The organism is Butyricicoccus sp. OF27-2pH9A (assembly GCF_027693185.1).
GTDB classification, from domain to species: domain Bacteria; phylum Bacillota; class Clostridia; order Oscillospirales; family Butyricicoccaceae; genus Agathobaculum; species Agathobaculum butyriciproducens.
This window is the reverse complement of sequence record NZ_JAQEXK010000014.1, coordinates 18,071-34,987: the sequence shown is the minus strand read 5'-3', so window position 1 is coordinate 34,987 and position 16,917 is coordinate 18,071. Positions and strand designations below refer to the sequence as shown.

General features: G+C 49.5%; 18 protein-coding genes and 3 pseudogenes. 2 read left to right on the top strand and 19 right to left on the bottom strand.

The genetic code is table 11. The features are described from left to right. Nucleotides 1-11 precede the first annotated feature (11 nt). The 14 genes and pseudogenes from PG722_RS10835 to PG722_RS10770 all read right to left on the bottom strand — a co-directional run bounded on the left by PG722_RS10835 (nt 12) and on the right by PG722_RS10770 (nt 9,987). A complete protein-coding gene (locus PG722_RS10835; protein WP_270580538.1) occupies nt 12-881 on the bottom strand; it encodes a VirB6/TrbL-like conjugal transfer protein, CD1112 family in 870 nt (289 codons plus the stop codon). 69 nt (nt 882-950) lie between these two features. Further along, a pseudogene (locus PG722_RS10830) lies at nt 951-1,049 on the bottom strand (Maff2 family mobile element protein); the annotation flags it as partial. A gap of 86 nt (nt 1,050-1,135) precedes the next feature. Then, on the bottom strand, nt 1,136-2,755 hold the full coding sequence (locus PG722_RS10825) for a recombinase family protein (protein WP_005541339.1): 1,620 nt from the start codon (nt 2,753-2,755) through the stop codon (nt 1,136-1,138). Between the two features lie 111 nt (nt 2,756-2,866). Next, a complete protein-coding gene (locus PG722_RS10820; RefSeq protein WP_005541340.1) occupies nt 2,867-3,055 on the bottom strand; it encodes a transposon-encoded TnpW family protein in 189 nt (62 codons plus the stop codon). 14 nt (nt 3,056-3,069) lie between these two features. After that, the gene (locus tag PG722_RS10815) at nt 3,070-3,912 is read right to left on the bottom strand and encodes an ATP-binding protein (RefSeq protein WP_005541341.1); all 843 of its coding nucleotides are present in this window, start codon (nt 3,910-3,912) and stop codon (nt 3,070-3,072) included. Beyond that, on the bottom strand, nt 3,909-4,667 hold the full coding sequence (locus PG722_RS10810; RefSeq protein WP_005541342.1) for a phage replisome organizer N-terminal domain-containing protein: 759 nt from the start codon (nt 4,665-4,667) through the stop codon (nt 3,909-3,911). The genes PG722_RS10815 and PG722_RS10810 overlap by 4 nt, the downstream gene beginning before the upstream one ends. Nucleotides 4,668-4,779: 112 nt before the next feature. After that, nucleotides 4,780-5,166: a cysteine-rich VLP domain-containing protein gene (locus PG722_RS10805; protein WP_005541343.1), complete on the bottom strand. Its 387-nt coding sequence runs from the start codon at nt 5,164-5,166 to the stop codon at nt 4,780-4,782. Further along, nucleotides 5,156-6,781, bottom strand: a complete 1,626-nt coding sequence (locus PG722_RS10800; protein WP_040882696.1) for a relaxase/mobilization nuclease domain-containing protein — start codon at nt 6,779-6,781, stop codon at nt 5,156-5,158. The genes PG722_RS10805 and PG722_RS10800 overlap by 11 nt, the downstream gene beginning before the upstream one ends. Beyond that, nucleotides 6,753-7,151 (bottom strand): plasmid mobilization protein, encoded by a 399-nt coding sequence (locus tag PG722_RS10795; RefSeq protein WP_083816615.1) that lies wholly within the window; start codon nt 7,149-7,151, stop codon nt 6,753-6,755. Before PG722_RS10795 ends, PG722_RS10800 begins: the two co-directional genes overlap by 29 nt. A 297-nt stretch (nt 7,152-7,448) precedes the next feature. Beyond that, nucleotides 7,449-7,589, bottom strand: coding sequence for a hypothetical protein (locus tag PG722_RS10790; protein WP_004604824.1), 141 nt, complete (start codon nt 7,587-7,589; stop codon nt 7,449-7,451). Nucleotides 7,590-7,706: 117 nt separating this feature from the next. Next, the gene (locus PG722_RS10785) at nt 7,707-7,910 is read right to left on the bottom strand and encodes a helix-turn-helix domain-containing protein (RefSeq protein WP_003505336.1); all 204 of its coding nucleotides are present in this window, start codon (nt 7,908-7,910) and stop codon (nt 7,707-7,709) included. Continuing rightward, the gene (locus PG722_RS10780; RefSeq protein ID WP_003505338.1) at nt 7,900-8,346 is read right to left on the bottom strand and encodes an RNA polymerase sigma factor; all 447 of its coding nucleotides are present in this window, start codon (nt 8,344-8,346) and stop codon (nt 7,900-7,902) included. Before PG722_RS10780 ends, PG722_RS10785 begins: the two co-directional genes overlap by 11 nt. Nucleotides 8,347-8,550: 204 nt before the next feature. Continuing rightward, the gene (locus PG722_RS10775) at nt 8,551-9,318 is read right to left on the bottom strand and encodes a class I SAM-dependent methyltransferase (protein ID WP_003505400.1); all 768 of its coding nucleotides are present in this window, start codon (nt 9,316-9,318) and stop codon (nt 8,551-8,553) included. Nucleotides 9,319-9,531: 213 nt separating this feature from the next. Continuing rightward, complete coding sequence (locus tag PG722_RS10770; protein ID WP_003505401.1) at nt 9,532-9,987, bottom strand: XRE family transcriptional regulator; 456 nt, start codon at nt 9,985-9,987, stop codon at nt 9,532-9,534. Between the two features lie 509 nt (nt 9,988-10,496). Here PG722_RS10770 and tet(32) point away from each other — a divergent pair. Both tet(32) and tet(40) read left to right on the top strand, forming a co-directional pair. Next, nucleotides 10,497-12,416, top strand: coding sequence for a tetracycline resistance ribosomal protection protein Tet(32) (gene tet(32), locus PG722_RS10765; RefSeq protein WP_002602099.1), 1,920 nt, complete (start codon nt 10,497-10,499; stop codon nt 12,414-12,416). 286 nt (nt 12,417-12,702) lie between these two features. Continuing rightward, nucleotides 12,703-13,923 (top strand): tetracycline efflux MFS transporter Tet(40), encoded by a 1,221-nt coding sequence (tet(40), locus tag PG722_RS10760; RefSeq protein ID WP_109215034.1) that lies wholly within the window; start codon nt 12,703-12,705, stop codon nt 13,921-13,923. 154 nt (nt 13,924-14,077) lie between these two features. Here tet(40) and PG722_RS10755 read toward each other — a convergent pair. The 5 genes and pseudogenes from PG722_RS10755 to PG722_RS10735 form a co-directional block, all read right to left on the bottom strand. Beyond that, nucleotides 14,078-14,206: pseudogene (locus tag PG722_RS10755) on the bottom strand (Maff2 family protein); the annotation flags it as partial. A 216-nt stretch (nt 14,207-14,422) separates the two neighbouring features. Beyond that, nucleotides 14,423-14,668: pseudogene (locus PG722_RS10750) on the bottom strand (VirD4-like conjugal transfer protein, CD1115 family); the annotation flags it as partial. A gap of 184 nt (nt 14,669-14,852) precedes the next feature. Then, entirely contained in the window at nt 14,853-15,764 is a 912-nt protein-coding gene (locus PG722_RS10745; protein ID WP_270580536.1) for a radical SAM mobile pair protein B, read from the bottom strand. Beyond that, nucleotides 15,752-16,441 (bottom strand): radical SAM mobile pair protein A, encoded by a 690-nt coding sequence (locus PG722_RS10740; RefSeq protein ID WP_270580535.1) that lies wholly within the window; start codon nt 16,439-16,441, stop codon nt 15,752-15,754. Before PG722_RS10740 ends, PG722_RS10745 begins: the two co-directional genes overlap by 13 nt. Continuing rightward, nucleotides 16,441-16,872 carry a MarR family transcriptional regulator gene (locus PG722_RS10735; protein ID WP_117519007.1) on the bottom strand — a complete coding sequence of 144 codons (432 nt, stop codon included), beginning with the start codon at nt 16,870-16,872 and terminating at the stop codon, nt 16,441-16,443. The genes PG722_RS10740 and PG722_RS10735 overlap by 1 nt, the downstream gene beginning before the upstream one ends. Nucleotides 16,873-16,917 lie beyond the last annotated feature (45 nt).

Genomic DNA, 16,917 nt, shown 5'->3' with positions numbered 1-16,917 from the left:
CTCCTTCCGTTTTAGTGTGCCTGAAAGACTGATTTGGCGAGACTGCCGGTTTTGAACAGCGTAAAACATAGCAGTACAGTGTAGCCCACGCAGCTCCAGATTGCCATGATGATGTCATCTTCCATAGCGATGTTCTGCACCAGCACAGCATAAATTGCCACGCAGACGATAATGAGAAACGCCTGAAAGCCCAGTGCCAGCAGGGATCGGAGGTAATTCTGTCCCATACCGCCCCATTCTTTGCCCATCATTGCAGCCATTGGAACGGGAGCCACCGAAGTTACAAGGTAGATCTCGATCATACGGCCATAAATAACGATAAAGATACAGATATACAACGCCCACATGGTAATGCCAATAAAGAGGGATTGGAACCACAGTTCGAACAGCGGTCCCAAATCCATTTCCATCAGCCTCGGTTCCAGATCGGTCATAACTGAGGAAATGTCAATGGACGCATCCGAATTGATAATCCCTGCCGCCTGCGCCACCACGCTCTGCGCCATATCAAAGACGCCCATCACGATATTCCATGTGTTTGTGACAATGAGGATGGCGGCAGCTGATTTGAACACCCACTTGAAAATCATCCAGGTATCCACATCATGCAGGTTGTTCTTGTCTGCAATCATCTGGATCAGGTCTACGGTCATCACGATAGCCAAGATCACACCTGCAATCGGCACCATGATGGAGTTGGACAGATTCTCAATCATATTGAAAATACTGCCATTCCATCCCTGTGGGGTCTGTCCTACCTGTACGGATATATCCGCGACCTGTTGGTTTACGCTGTCAAACATCCCCGAAAGGTTGCTCATAATACCGCCCACCAGCATTTCTTTCAGCCAATTTGTCAGGGCTTCAAGTAAGAAATCCATACGGTGTCAACCTCCTTTCCGCCGCCCCCGCAGAACTGCGGGAGCGGCAAGGATTTCATGCAGGAACGCTTAGACAGAGAACAGCCCGGAGAGCAGAGGTACAAGAACCATACCAACAACGGCTACACCAGCACCGGCCATAAGCTGCTTCATTCCCTGAGACTTTGCTTATGTGCGATAAAGAAGTAATAGAAGTGTAAAAAATTTTGCCGTTCCTATCCGGCACTTGGCCATTGTGTCGGATAGGTCGGGCGTTAGGCTTCGGGCAAGTCAATCTTGCCGACAAAGCTGTAATAAATCTCAATGTCCTGCCTGCGGGTGCCGTTCTCGTCATAGCTGCACTCATGCACGACGATTTTCTCAATCATTTCCCGCAAGAGGGTGGGGGTAAGTTCCTCAAAGGCAAGGTGCTTTCGGACAATCCCCATAAACTTTTCCGCGTTGACGGTGGCGGCCTGCGACTTGGAAAGTTCCTCCTGTAAAGCGGCGGCGCGGTCTTTCAGTTCCCGCTGTTCCTGCTCATAGTCTGCCGACAGTTCCATGAAACGCTCGTCGCTGATTTTGCCGTTCACATTGTCCTCATACAGCCGCTTGATAATGCGGCTCACTTCGGCAATACGCTCCTGCGCCTGTTCAAGCTGCTTGGTGGCTGCGGCGGTCTTTCTCTTGCCGCCGATCTCGTTCTGCTGGATAAGCAGCTTCACAAAGCGGCTCTCATGCTTGGCGGCGTATTCCGTCACTTGTCGGAGATTGGAGAGGACGCCAGCGGTCAACAGGTCTGTGCGGATAAAGTGTGCCGTACAGTCGCGGGTGCGCTTCTTGTAGCTGCCGCAGATGTAACAGTCCTGCTTGCGGGTTTTGTTCTGATACCGCTGCTGGTACATCACATGGCCGCAGTCGGCGCAGAACAGCATACCGGAGAACAGCCCCACTTCATCATAGCGGTTCGGGCGTTTGCGCTGCTTGCGTAACTCCTGCACGCGCTCCCATGTTTCCGTGTCGATAATCGGCTCATGGTGGTCGGGGAAAATGGCCTGCTTCTCCACGGGGTTCTCTACACTGTGCTTGACCTTGTAAGAGGGCTTCTCCGTCTTAAAGTTTACCAGACAGCCGGTGTACTCCCGGTTTTCGAGGATATGAACGACGGTGTTCGTCGCCCACTTGCACTCATAGCCGGGGTGGTAGCGGCGTGTGCTGCCCGTCCTGCGGTATTCCAGCGTCCCCGGCGTGGGGATTTGCTGCTCCGTAAGCATACGGGCAATCTTGGTCGGGCCATTCCCGGCAAGGCAAAGCTGGTATATCTGCTGGACAACCGGCGAGGTTTCCTCGTCAACGAGATAGTTCTCGTCCTCGTCCATGAGGTAGCCATATACCGGCTTGCTGGTAACAGGTTTGCCACTCATGCCTTTTGCTCGTTTTACTGCCTTGATTTTCTTGCTCGTATCTCTCACCAGCCATTCGTTGAACAGATTTCGCAGAGGGGTAAAATCGTTGTCCATGCCGCCGTTTGCGCTGTCCACATTGTCGTTGACAGCGATAAACCGCACTCCCTTTTGAGGGAACAGCATTTCCGTGTAAAATCCCACCTGCAAGTAGTTTCTCCCTAACCGGCTCATGTCCTTGACGATGACCGTACCCACTTTCCCGGCTTCAATGTCTGCAAGCATGGCTTGAAAACCGGGGCGCTGGAAGTTTGCGCCGGAGAAGCCGTCGTCGGTGTACCAGCGCAGATTGGTAAAGCCGTTCTGCTTGGCGTAGGTTTCCAAAATCCGCTTTTGGTTGGAAATGGAATTGCTCTCGCCTTGCAACTCGTCCTCATGGGACAATCTCGGATAAAGGGCGGTAATGAGGTTTTGGGTGGCTTGTCTTAACATAAAATCCTCCGTTTCCGACAGCCAGCCCCACTATTCCGTAGCTTTATTGTACCACGGAATAGCGGGGGCTGTATAGCGGCAAAAGTGTAAAATCTGCTTCTTTATGATTTGTCAAATTGCCGGTTTTTGTGTAGCAGCGGCTTCCGCTTCCAGTACCCGCGCCATTTTGTCGGCGGCGGTGGTCGTGGTATCTTTCTTGAAATAGCCGGACACGACAAGGACGGAATTGCCCATGCGGATTTCCGTCACGCAGTCGGGGCGGCGGGTGGTGCGGGTGTCGTGCTGCTTGTTATCTGTCATAGGCAATACTCCTTTCAGTCGGTAATCAGTTTCTTCATGTTCTCCATTTTCCGCTGCGCGGCTTCCTGCCGGAAGTTGTCGCCGGTAAAGCGTACCGGGACGCACATGGAAAGCAGCCGGTCATAAATCCGGGAATGGGCGGTGTCCTCCGGGTTCCGCAGGTCGTCCAGCGTGAGGTTGGTCGTGACGATCAGCGGCTTGCCGCTGCGGTAGCGGCTGTCAATCACATTGAAAACCTGTTCCAGCCCGTATTCCGTCCCGCGCTCCATGCCGAAGTCGTCAATGATAAGCAGCGGATAGCGGCAAAGGCGGGAAATGTACTCGTTGCGGTTCTCAAAGCTGGCGGCAAGGTCGTTGAGGATAAGGGCAAAATTCGTCATGTGGACGGGGATTTCTTTCTCCATGAGGGCGTTTGCGATACAGCCCGCAAGGTAGCTTTTCCCGGTTCCTACGCCGCCCCAGAACAGGCAGCCGATATTGTCGGCTCGCATATCCTCCCAATGCTCCACATACCGGCGGGCAATCCCGGCCTGCGGGTTCCTGCCGTTGTCGTTCTCAAAAGTCCAGTCCCGCATGGTGGGGTCGGTAAAGCCCCGGCGCTTCAGTTCTTCCACGGTGTCAAGGTGCCTGCGCCGCTTCTCGGCGGCCTCCCGTTCCTCGCGGGCGGCTCTCTGGCAGTCGCACTCTGCCGGATGGCGGTCGCGCCCGAAGATAGCGGCCTTATCCGGCGCAAAATAGGCTTCTTTCGGCTTGCGGCACTTGCCGCAGTACAGTAAACCGTCCTCGCCGGTGTAGTCCTCCGGCTCCGGGGTAGTGGTCGTCATATTCTCCAAAACAGCGTTGATTTCGTTCTTCATAAACTCTCGCCCTCCTTGCATGAGTAGTCTGGTATGCCCTTTTTCGGGGCTTTCTTGGCTGCGTCCTCCTGCGCCCATTTGTAGATTGTGGCGGCATGGCTGCGGTATCGCTTGCCGCTGGACGCGATATGGCAGGATAGCCGGTCAATGTAGTAGTTCCATTTGTCGGGCAGGTCTGCTTTCAGCCCGTCCAGTTCTGATTGCGAAAGAAAGACATTTTCATACCGGCCATAGGCGGCGCGGGTGGGCTGTCCCGTATCTAACTCTCGCTCTCTCTCTTTTTCTATCTCTATCTCTTTCTCTATCTCTATCTCTGGTGGACAAATGTCCGCTTGATATGGTGGACATTTGTCCACCCCGGCCTTTGGCAAGGCTTTTTGCTCCTGCAAAGCCAGCCTTGCCCGCCGTTTTCGCTCCCCCTCGGTAGAGGATTGGCCGATCAGCAGTTCAATGTTGCTCATATACAGCGCGCCGCTTGGCAGCGGCTCCACAAGCCCCAGCTTCATAAAAATCTGCAAGGCTCGCTCTACGGTGCCGACTTGCTGGCGGGTAATGGTGGCAATCATCTGCGCGGTGTAGGGGATATTTTCATCAAGCTGCAACTTCCCGCCGTTTTTCAGCGATTTCAGGTACAGTTTCAAGAGAATGTTGGAATAGAGGATACCGTCCTGCATACTTTCCAGCAGCACGATAGCGTCCTCGTCAAAGTAATTCTCTTTCAGCTTGAGGTAGTAGTATTTTCGGTTGTCTGACATGGTTCCTCCTTTGGGTGGATTTGGGGCGTTTGTACGCATTTAGAACGCCGTTTCCGGGGGAAAAGGATAAATGTATCGCACACCCTTTGACACCCACGAAAAAAGCCTTGATTTATGCGGGTTTGAAAGGCTCTAAAGCGTGACATCTCTGCCTTTGTTTCCGCTTTCTCTTGGCGGCTTTGAGTTTCTTCATGCGGCCGGCGCAGTCGGGGCAGTATTTCCCCCGGTTGGATTTGGGGACAAATGCCGCGCCGCAGACCGCACACCGTTTCCGGCTCCCCCGGTACAAGAGGGCTGCGGCCAGCTCCCCGTCAAGGGGCAGGACAGCCACACGGAACCAGCGGCACATGAGGGAAAGGGAAATGCTCTGGACGCACACGCAAGGCTCCCCGTCGTCTAACAGCAGGCAGTTCCCCCCGTCATAGTTACAGCACTCATGTACCAACCGCCGCGCCCGCCGGTGCTGGCGGTAGTCCATGCGGGGCAGGTTATCGTTCATGGCTCTGCTCCTTTCTGCGGTGGGGTTCCTCCCGGCGCAAAATCTGGTCGATGTTCCGCTTGACGGTCTGCAATTCCTTGAACCGCTGTTTCTGTTCGTGATAGGTGTTATACAGGCCGTCTTTCTCGGAGATAAGCTGCTCGATCTCGACCTGCAAAGCTTTCCGGGCGGGCAGCTTGGTAATGCCATGCGCCTTGAAATACCGGGCGGCGGCTTCGGCTATGATAAAATCGCTCTCGTTTGCCTGCCGGTATGCGGCGCGAGCTTTCTCAGATTTCTGCGCCCGCAGTCCGTCGCGAGCGGGCTTGGTCTTGGCATAGGCAAGTACCTGTTGCTGCAACTCCTTTTTCCCTTGTAGCTCTGTTTCCAGCGTTTTCAGCTTGCCGCTGGTCTGGCGCATTTCCTGATAGGCGGTATCAACGGCGGCTTCTAACTGCTCCGGGGAAGTGAAGCCGTATTCCTGATACACATTCAGCGTCGCGGCCATTTGTTTGAGATTGTACATGGTCGCCCAGCGTTCATAGCCCCGGCCTTTGCCCTCGGCCATTTTCTGCTCAATGTCCACAAGCCGCTGCACACCGTCCTGTTTCGTGGTGGTTTGTGGGGCTTTTGTGGGCTGTATGCCGGTTTCCCCATGCCGGGGATATTCGGGTATGGCTGCGGCCTTTTCTGCGGCTCTGGCGGCGCTCTGCTCCAAAACGGCAAGGACGGCGGCGCGGTCAAAATCGTCGCCCAGCTTCCGGGCGGTAATGGGCTTCGTCCTGTCCGGCGTGAGGTAACTAAGCCTCCCCCGGCTCTCCTTGACGGTCACACCCTCCCGCAGCAGCAGAGAGGAAAAGTCCTCGAATGAGGCCGCCGCAGACAGCGCGGCGCGTATGGTCTGCCGCAGTTTCTCCTTGTTCGTTTCAAACTTGGTCTGCCGGGGTGTGATACCGCCTGCAATCATGGGGGCGTTCTGCTTGTCCAGCGCGGCCTGTCCCTTTTTCTGCGCCCAATACTCCCGGTCGGTCACGCGGTTCTTGCTGCCGTTCAAGAGGTCGATTTGGTAAAGCCCCTCCCGGTGGCACATCTCCATGACTTCGGACTTGAAGTAGCGCATGGCAGCGTCGGTACAGCGGTGCTTGCAACCGGCTTTCGTATCGGCTGGCCTGTCCATGTAGGGCAGGAACGGCACTTCCTCTATCCGCAGCGAATTGATAACGATATGCACATGGATGTTGCCGCTGTGGTTATGCCCGTCCGGGTGGGTGCATACAAGGGCTTGGTGGCCGGGGAAATGCTCGGCGCAAAACTTCTCGCCCAATTCCTGCGCCCGGTCTACGGTCAAGCCGTTGTCCGGCCCGTCCCGTGGGTCAAAGCTGATGATATAGTGGTGGCTTTTCACATCTTCCCGCCGCTGGTTCTTCCCATAGCGGAGATTTGCCCGCATACACGCAACGGCAAAATCCTCCCCGCCGCAGTTCAGCGTGGACAGCCGGTAGTCCTCGCGGGGGATAAGCCTGCCGGTTTCATCAAGGACGGGCTTCATGGTAAACTCGTCATGCTCAAAAAGCAGGTATTGTTCGGCGGCTCCGTAGTCGGCATTTTTAGAGTTGATATGCTTGAGTGTTGCCAACCGCGTCACCTACTTTCTGTAAGACTTCATACTTGAGGGCGGCAAGGTCGACTATGGCGGCGCGTACCTCGCCGGACAGCGCATTGTAGGGTGCGCCGTACTCGTTCAGATACCGGGCAATCTGATTGAGGTTGCCGCCGATCCTGCCGTATTCGGCGGCTAACTTCCCGACAGCGGAGAGCAGTTCATCATTAACTGCCGACACATGGATAACGGGGCGTATGGTGGTACGCCGTATCGCCTGCCGGAGAAATTCCGACTGGCTGATACCATAGGGTGCAAGCCGCGCTGTGAAGTCGGCGTATTCATCTTCGGACAGCCGGGTTTTCACAACGCGGCTGCGGTGGGGTGTGTTGTATTTCTTTCGCATGGTCGTGACCTCCTTTCTTGCCGCATGAGCGCGGCGGGGATAAGCGGCGCAAGCCGCAAAGCAGGGTTTGGGGAAGGCACTCCCCAACAAGTTTCCCGCGAGGGGCAAAACCGCAGAATTGCGGATTTTGGCACCGTGGTAGAAACTTGCTCTGAAAAACTCCGGCGTTCCCCGGCTTCCGTACTTTCCGCTAACAAGACGTTTCAAAAGGGCTTTGCTACCCGCTATTCCGGCATATCTTGAAAATTTTCCTTTCACTACCTACAACACCACGCAAAGCAAAATGGACGGAGATTTTTAGAATTTCCCCTTATTCCCTACAACACCACGCAAGCCGAAAAAGGCGGACAATGGCAGTATTTTTTTCTTTGATACCCTCCACGGATAAGTAAGGGATTTTGCCAACTGCGGCGGCAATTTTCCCTTTTGTTTTTTCATACTGGGGATTTTCAAAAATGCCAAACAGGAACGAAAAAAAGCAGCAAATCTGTTGAATAGATTTACTGCTTTCTGGTTGCCGGCGAAGCGGCGGTTATTCAGTTGTAGGCGGTAGGGCTATCTCCCAAAGCGGAACTTGAAAATAGCTGTGAGAAGCGTCTGGGTGATGTAGTCCTCTGTATCTTGGTCTACCCGTCCATTCACACGGGCGGCACATTGTATGCGGCGGCGGTAATACTGCAATACAGTTCCCACCGCTTCCGGCTCCCCGCTGGTGGCTTGGACGATTGTTTCATAGGGGAGAAGCCTATTATTTCTCATATGCCATTCCCTCCATTTCCGCTTGGAGCTGCCGTAGGACTTTTCGGATATGGTAGCCCGCTGTGCTGCGGCTGCGCCCGTACTGTCTGCCAATTTCGTGCTGTGGAATACGCTTGAAAAAGGACAGGTAAATCATTTCCCGCTCCCGTTCGTCCAGCCGTGACAGGGCTTCCGCAAGTAAGCCGCTGCTGAAAATGACCGTATCGCCGCAAAGGGTAAGTATGTATTCCTCGTCCGGCTCCGGGGCTTGGAAATATTCATCTGTCGTGCCTAAAGGGTAGTGCTTTTCGTCTGTGAGGTATTCAAGGGATATTTCTCTTTTGTGCTTCCTGCTCCGTGTCCTCGCTGCGTTGATCGTTGCATTTCGGATAACGACTTTGCAAAAGGCATGGAAAGTGTACTCGATATGTTCCCGATATTCTTCTGTACAGGTCATGGAAAATCCCCCTTTCCTCCCAAAAGGGCTGTGGCTGGTTAGTAGTTGCTTTTTATGATAGTAAGGGGCGGCAGCACTTTAGGCTGTCGCTCCTTGACTGCCTAACTGCAAAACCGGGCGGGGCTGTCAACGGCGGGCGAAGCCCGTTCATCTTGACCGTTGACTGGCTCGGCCAGGTTTGCTATTTATCCGGCAAACTTGAATTTATTTTAAGCTATCACGTTTTACCTTTTTAAGCCTTACTATCATTACCATAGGAATTTCTTTGTTGTTTTTGAAACATTCTTCATAAAATCCATCAATGACAAATCCAGCTCTAAAACAAAGGTTAAAAATATCTTGTATGGAACGATGATAATAAATCTGCTCCTCCGGTTGCCCTTCAATCGCTATACCATAGTAACTGTGCGGTGTCATATATTTTTCAGTCAACGTGATAAAACAAGGGTGTTGCGTTGCAAAGACAAAAATTCCGCTTTCCTCCAACAGTTCATAAACAGCCATAAGAAGTGGTTCAATATCCGTAATATCCATAATTGCCATATTAGAAACTGCTTTCGTAAAGGCTCGATTTCTTTTTAATTCTAATATACTTTCTCTATTGGTCGCATCCGCTACACAAAATTCAATTTGTTTTGCATATTGTGATTGCCGTCTTTTAGCCAATTCTATCATTTTTTTGCTGTAATCAAAAGCGACAATCGAAGCGCCTCTTTGTGCAAGATACGAAGAATAATTTCCATTGCCACACGCAATATCCAAAATGTAATCCGCAGGATTAGGAGATAGAAGTTCCGTTACTTTGGGACGCACTACCTCTCTGTGAAATTCATTAGATTTGTCACCCATTGCATTATCCCAAAATTGTGCGTTTTTCTCCCAGATTTTTTTACTTTCCTCTGTTCCCATGTTCTCTCCCACTCCCAAAATTTGCCTTTTTGCTTCCATTAAATCTTCCTTACTATATTCCATTGTTACCCTCCATAACTTCTGATTGTTGCCGTCTTGACTATTATGTATCTTTTCTTTCCAAAATGGTATAGGCTTTTATTTTTATAATGCTGCAAAACTTTTCTTCTGTAAGGTATTCAAAGGATATTTCCCTTTGCCGCCGCTATTGGAAAGCCAAAAGCAGCGGCTTTTTTACGCGATATGACCGAAAAGTCTAGAAAGCAGGATATGTCATCATTTGTCATTTCTTCTCAATGTAATAACTGCATGGCATATCAAGCCAAATACAAGAGAAAAACAGCCACCGCCAAATAGTGATGCTCCCCACCCTGCACCCGACATTGTCATAAAACCGCCAACAAAGAAAATACCAATGCCAAGAAATATCCCGACACCATAAAAAAGTCCAATTGCCATATCATACTTATTAAATTGTCGTTTCTCTTTTTTTTCACATGTTTCCATTTTTGTTATTACCTCCTTCGCAAAATCGTCCATGTGGACTCCAAAAAGAAAACAAATTTTTTTCAACGTATTTAAATCGGGTTCATTAACATCTCTCTCCCAATTCGATAGCGCCTGCCGGGTAACATTCAATTCCCCAGCCAGTTCTTCCTGTGTCATTCCCGATTGTGTTCGCAGATGACGTATTTGCTTTCCTGTTGTAATATCCGTCTGTTTCTGGTTCAAAATGGTTCCTCCTCTCTGATGCTGATTTTATCAATATACGATACATTTATGCAGACAACACCACGGATCGGCTTTTGGCTGGACAATTCCAACCAAACACCACAGCAGACAGCAGAAACCATTCTGAACGCCAGAAAGTCGGTATGATTGTTACATATAAGGGGAAGAAAAATTTCTTTTAGGTACTTTCTTTCCTAAAACTAATGTGATATAATAGCATCATTCCAAAAAAGGAGTAAAAAATATGCGGCAAGGTATTCTTAAATAAAACTATAATCAAATAGTGGGAACAAAGGATTATGATAGTCCCTTTTGTGGGGGCTTGGTTTTTTGTACCCAATTCAAGAATACTTTTGCCTTATCAATTTTGACATATCCGAAAAACAGCAATCACAAACAGGTGTATGCTGTATATGTGTATGTCCGCAAATTATAATCCCCAGTGGTAAAAGTATTTTACTGCTGGGGATTTTTATGCCCTTTTGGGGCTGTAAAAGGAGGACAATCACATGAAAATAATCAATATTGGAATTCTCGCCCATGTAGACGCAGGAAAAACAACATTGACGGAAAGCCTGCTGTACACCAGTGGAGCGATTGCGGAACAAGGAAACGTGGATAAAGGAACTACAAGAACAGACACTATGATTTTGGAACGGCAGCGCGGAATTACCATTCAGACAGCGGTTACTTCTTTTTGCTGGAATGATTATAAAATCAATATCGTGGACACTCCCGGTCATATGGATTTTTTAACCGAAGCATACCGCTCTTTATCTGTCCTTGACGGAGCTGTTTTAGTCATTTCGGCAAAAGACGGCGTACAGGCACAAACCCGTATATTATTCCATGCGCTTCAGAAAATGGACATTCCGACAATTATCTTTATAAATAAGATAGACCAAAATGGGATCGACCTGCGGCGTGTTTACCAAAGCATTAAAGATAAACTTACCAGTGATATGATTGTCATGCAGGAGGTTTCCCTGTCGCCAAAGATAACCATGACCGATATTTCTGATTTGGACAAATGGGATATGATTATTTCCGGAAGCGATGAACTATTAGAACGATATGTTGCAGAGGATTCTTTGGATATACAGGAATTACAATATGAAAAGTGCAAAAGAACCAGATGCTGCTCTTTGTTTCCTGTTTATCATGGGAGTGCAAAAGACAATTTAGGAACAGAAAAACTGATTGAAGCGATTACAGAAACTTTCATTACAGAAACAGACGATATTCAGTCTGAATTATGTGGATATGTTTTTAAGGTTGAGTATACAGAGCGGAAAAAACGGCTTTCTTATTTACGCCTGTATCATGGGACGCTCCATTTACGGGATACCCTGCTGCTGTCAAAAAAGGAAAAAATAAAGATTACAGAAATGTGTATTCCGTCAAATGGTGAAATCGTCCCGGTTGACCATGCCTGTCCGGGAGAAATTGTTATTTTAGCTGATGATACTTTGAAACTGAACGACATTCTGGGAAATGAAAAACTCCTGCCTCACAAAACACGGATTGATAATCCCATGCCATTACTTCGGACAACGGTAGAGCCGCAAAAGCCGGAGCAAAGGGAAGCCCTGTTAAATGCCCTCACAGAGATTGCTGATACAGACCCTCTTTTGCATTTTGACATTGATACTGTTACACATGAGATTATATTATCTTTTTTGGGAAAAGTACAGTTAGAAGTTATTTGTTCGCTATTAGAAGAAAAATATCATGTGGGCGTGGCTATGAAAGAGCCTTCGGTTATTTATCTGGAAAGACCGCAAAAAAAAGCGAGCTACACGATTCATATTGAAGTGCCGCCGAATCCGTTTTGGGCATCTATTGGTTTGACTGTAACACCGCTTCCTGTTGGAAGCGGAACACAATATAAAAGCGAGGTATCTCTCGGCTATTTAAACCAAAGTTTTCAAAATGCCGTCATGGAGGGTGTGCGTTATGGAATGGAGCAGGGCTTATATGGCTGGGGAGTGACAGACTGCCAAATTTGTTTTGATTATGGAGTTTATTACAGCCCGGTCAGCACCCCCGCTGATTTTCGTTTTCTTGCGCCTGTCGTGTTGGAGCAGGCATTGAAAAAAGCAGGAACACAACTGTTGGAACCATACCTTTCCTTTACCCTTTTTGCACCGCAGGAATATCTTTCACGGGCTTATAATGACGCACCAAAGTATTGCGCAATCATTGAATCAACCAGACTTGAAAAAGATGAAGTTATTTTTAAGGGGGAAATCCCTGCCCGTTGTATTGGTGAATATAGAAATGATTTGAATTTTTATACAAATGGAAGAAGTGTCTGCATTACAGAATTAAAAGGGTATCAGGAAACTTCCGGCGAGCCTGTGTTTCAGCCACGCCGCCCGAACAGCCGTTTAGACAAGATCCGGCATATGTTTCAGAAGATAATGTAACATCTTGCGCAATGCAAACGTTCATTGCTGGCTATTGCGAAATATCCCAGAAGGCCGGCTCCCAAGGAGGAAACGTCAATGATCCTGCCTTCAGTGATTATACCTCTATATTTTGTCTGGTGCATTAAGGAAACCTCAGACACGGTAAATATGTCCTATAACTTCTGATGGAGGGGGAACTCCTCCTTCCGTTATATCTATATAGATTTATTAGATTGGACTTTGTAACTATTAACCAGTAGTCGTTCTTGACTACACCATTATTATACTAGGAGAATGTAACTTCATGTTTGCTAAAAATTCAAAGGCATATTCTGTCTACCTGCTGTTCCGATTTGTCTGTTCCCTGGCGGTTTCTATGTCCACAGTGCTTTCCATCGTGTACCACCTGGAGGTGGTGCAGCTGGATGCTTTCCAGCTTGTCCTGGTAGGGACGGTTCAGGAGACCTCCTGCTTTCTGTTCGAGATGCCCACCGGTGTGGTGGCGGATTTGTATAGCCGTCGGCGCTCGGTGCTGATTGGAATGTTCCTCTACGGCCTGGGCTTTCTGATGGAGGGTGCGCTACCGTGGTTCGCGCCGGTTCTGCTGGCCCAGGTTGTCTGGGGTTGCGGTGATACCTTCATCACCGGCGCTCTGGAGGCGTGGATTGCCTCGGAGGAAGAGGACAAACCCATAGACAAGGTGTTCCTGCGGGGCAGTCAAATGGGGCAAATCGGCGGCGTTCTGGGCGTGGTGCTGGGCACACTGCTGGGAAACATAAACCTGCAAATGCCTCTCATCTTGGGGGGCAGTTTGTGCTTGTTGTTGGGGCTGGTGATGGTTCGCATCATGCCAGAAACCAACTTCTCCCCTGCTATTGAGGAACGGCAGGGCTTGCTTAAAGACTTTGTCTGCCTGTTCAAGCTCAACCTGGGCTTTGTGAAAGGCGCACCTGTGTTGCTGGCGCTCTTAGCAATCACACTATGCGGGGGACTTGCCAGTGAAGGCTTTGACCGGCTCTCCACCGCTCATTTTCTGGATGACACGGTAATACCCGTTATCGGGCCGCTGAACAGCGTCACTTGGTTCGGTGTTATCAGTCTTATCGGCAACGGCTTAGGTATTCTGGCTTCTCAGTTGCTCATCGCCCGCATGGAGAAAAAAGGGACTGTCAGCCGAACCAGTGTGGTCATGTCCACCAGCGCCGGGTATATCCTGTTCCTGGTTCTCTTCGCGGTGGGGCGGAGCTTTTGGTTCATGTTGTTGGTGTTCCTGCTGGCGGGGCTTATGCGCACCATCAAGGAGCCTGTGCTGGCCGCCTGGATGAACGACCAAGTGGATGAGAAAATGCGCGCCACAGTCTTTTCCACCAGCGGACAGCTGGACTCTTTCGGGCAGATCATCGGCGGGCCTATTGTGGGGCTGGTAGCCCAGCAGGTGTCCATACCCTGGGGGCTGGTCTGTACCGCTTTCCTGCTGTTGCCCGCGCTGTTCTTAGTGCCGGTGGCGGGAAAGAAGCGGGATTGATATGGCATAGTTAAGTTTACTGACGAGCGGGAGATTACTTCCGCTCGTCTTCATTTAGTAGCGCAAAATTTGAGGACTCTTTATCTCCTTATTCGGCATAGCGGAGGCGGCTGTCAATTCGACATAATTTTCTTGTGATACTTTACCGTACATGAGCATTGGCGCCAGGGTTGTCGTTGCCGTAACCTTCCAACAGGTTGATGACACCCCAGATACCAAGACCAGCACCCAGAGCGATAACGAGAGTCTGAAGAACGGTAATTGCCTGTTCAAAAAATGCCATAAATAATATTAGCCGGAATCATTTGAATGATTAGTTAGGTTTGTTTCATAAGCGCACAAAAGCCGGAACAATCTGCCCTCGATATATGAGAGCCTGATTCCGGCTGTCCTCCTTTTTCATTATTTTTCTTGCGATTGTCCGCTTTGTACGCCAATGGCCTCAACTGAGGCAGTTGCGGCAAATAGATACGATCACTCCTTTCTCAGCGGAACCGTATTACACGCCCTCCGTGTCTACTTCATATACATCGCAGACCTCATTGGGCTTGAGTTTCAGCCTTGCAGACAAGAATGCTTCAATGTCAAAAGCGTTCTTATCATCCGCGTCGGCAGTGTACTTGAAATTGGGGTGCTTGGTGATGTCGTACTTATCCGAAAGGAAAGGACGCACACCGCGCAGCTGGAGGATACACTTGCCTCCATCCATAACAGCAAGCTCATCCTGGCTCATCAGCTCTTTGCCACAATGTCAAGTGATGAATTCAAAAAAGGGCAAAAAATATCCCCTCTCCATTAAAAGAAGAGGGGATATATGTGATACGAACTATAATTTGTTTGCCTTTCAGCGTATCCATAAAATCGCCGCTAAAAGGGCATAAGAAAAGCACCGCCGAAGCGATGCTCTTAAAGCCATATTGTTAAATGTGTCACTTGTTTCGCTTTCCCGTATTCTCTGTCCCCCGGACTTCTTCATGGTAGAAATAATCTACAATGACCGGATGTCCCTGCGGCACTCTGCCATAGGGCATTTCATTGTCAACAAAGGGGCAGTCATATTTCCTGGCCATCTCCTCGGCTTTTTCTTCCAACGCCTTGAAATAGCTGCGGTTGTGTTTGTTATAGATTTCATCATAAAGCGACACAAGGTCAGGACGTTTTTCTGCGATATAATCCATAATCGTCTTCTTAAAACCGCCTCGCAGGTTCAGGTTTTCCAGCCAGAACAGGTCGCACTGATCCTTCACCCGCTCAAAAATCGCCTCGAAATCGGTGATGCCCGGAAAAACCGGCGCAACAAAACAAACGGTACGGATGCCTGCATCGTAAACCTGTTTCATGGCTGCAAGCCGCCGTTCGATGCTCACAGCATTGTCCATATCCTCTTTGAAATCCTCATCGAGCGTATTGATTGACCACGATACCGTGACCTGTCCTAGCTCCTTTAGTAAATCAATGTCACGCACCACAAGATCGGATTTGGTGCAGATTAAAATGTCTGCACCGCTGCCTCGAAGCTGCTCCAGCAGTTTTCTGGTATTGCCGAACTGTTCCTCCTGCGGATTATAGCCGTCCGTCACGGAGCCGATTACGATACGTTGTCCGGCAAATTTCTTTGGATTTTTAATCTCCGGCCAGCACTTCACATCAAGGAACGTACCCCATTCCTCTTTGTGTCCGGTAAACCGCTTCATAAAAGACGCATAGCAATATTTACAGGCATGGGTGCAGCCCACATAGGGATTAACCGAATAACCGCCCACTGGCAGACTGGATTTAGTCATAATATTTTTTGTCTCGACCTCTTTAATAAGAATACCGTTCATCTCTACTTGCGCCATTTTCTCTGTGCCTCCAACACCTGATTGAATGCTTCCGGGAATTCCTGTACCATGTTTGCCTCGCCCACGATGGGGACAAGATCTTCTTTCATAAAAGCAGGGATACCGAGCGCATGAGCCTGTTCCACAAGGGAATACGCCCATTCTGGGGCTGTCCGTATTTTTTTGCTTTGCACCCCGGTCATCGTTCCCACCACGATCCAGTCGATACCGGCGAGATTCACTTTACCAGGATCGTCAAACAACGGCTCAAAGGTAACGTGATAGTGCTTTGCCCGTATATTTGCTTTCAGCGTGTCGATGCGCCACAGCTCTGATTTCTTTGTGACAGTGACGCCAAACCATGCGTTTTCCAAGTCTGTCTCAAAATTCAGTAGGTCGGGGCGCTTTGACAAAAACAGGAATTGATGCTGCGGGTTTTCCTGAATCTTTGCGAATACCTTATCCCGCCACTCCGGTTGCCAACCCGCTAAATCGCTCATACCGGTCAGCAGGAAATTCTGCGGGCGCTTCTTTTCCATCAGTCGCAGCTTCTTCGGAAAAAACTCCGGCTTGCTGAAGTCATCGATCATATGGTAACGCTTTACATTATTTCGGGCATAACAGTAGGAACAGCCTACGGTACAGCCGATGACCAGATTCATGTTTTGAATATTGTCCTTAATGCAGACGCTCATCAGAGAACACCCTCCACATTTTTCAGGATGCGGTGGAGATAGTTTTCCAGCTGCTCGATTTCTTCCTCAGAAAATCCCTTATAGTAAATGTTGCTGATTTCTTCGGTTACTTCATTATATTCTTGTTCCAGACCTTTGGCTTCCTCTGTAAGGAAAATGAGAATCTTTCTACGGTCTTTGTCGCCGCGATCCCGATAAATCAGATTTGCCGCCTCCATGCGGTCAAGCATACTGGTCAGCGTAGTCGTGGCAAGACCGGTCTCCTTTGACAGCTCACTGATGGGAACGCCATCCTTCTGCCAGAGAATATATAGAATCCTTCCCTGGGAGCCATTAAAAGCATCAATGTTTTTTTCGCTCAATATGCGTTCAAAAACACGTCCTCCAACCTGTTTGATCCGGGTTATCAAAAATCCGCCTTGCGTTTTCATATTGCCACCTCAAACCGCAAGGCGGCTATCCGCAGACAGCCGCCT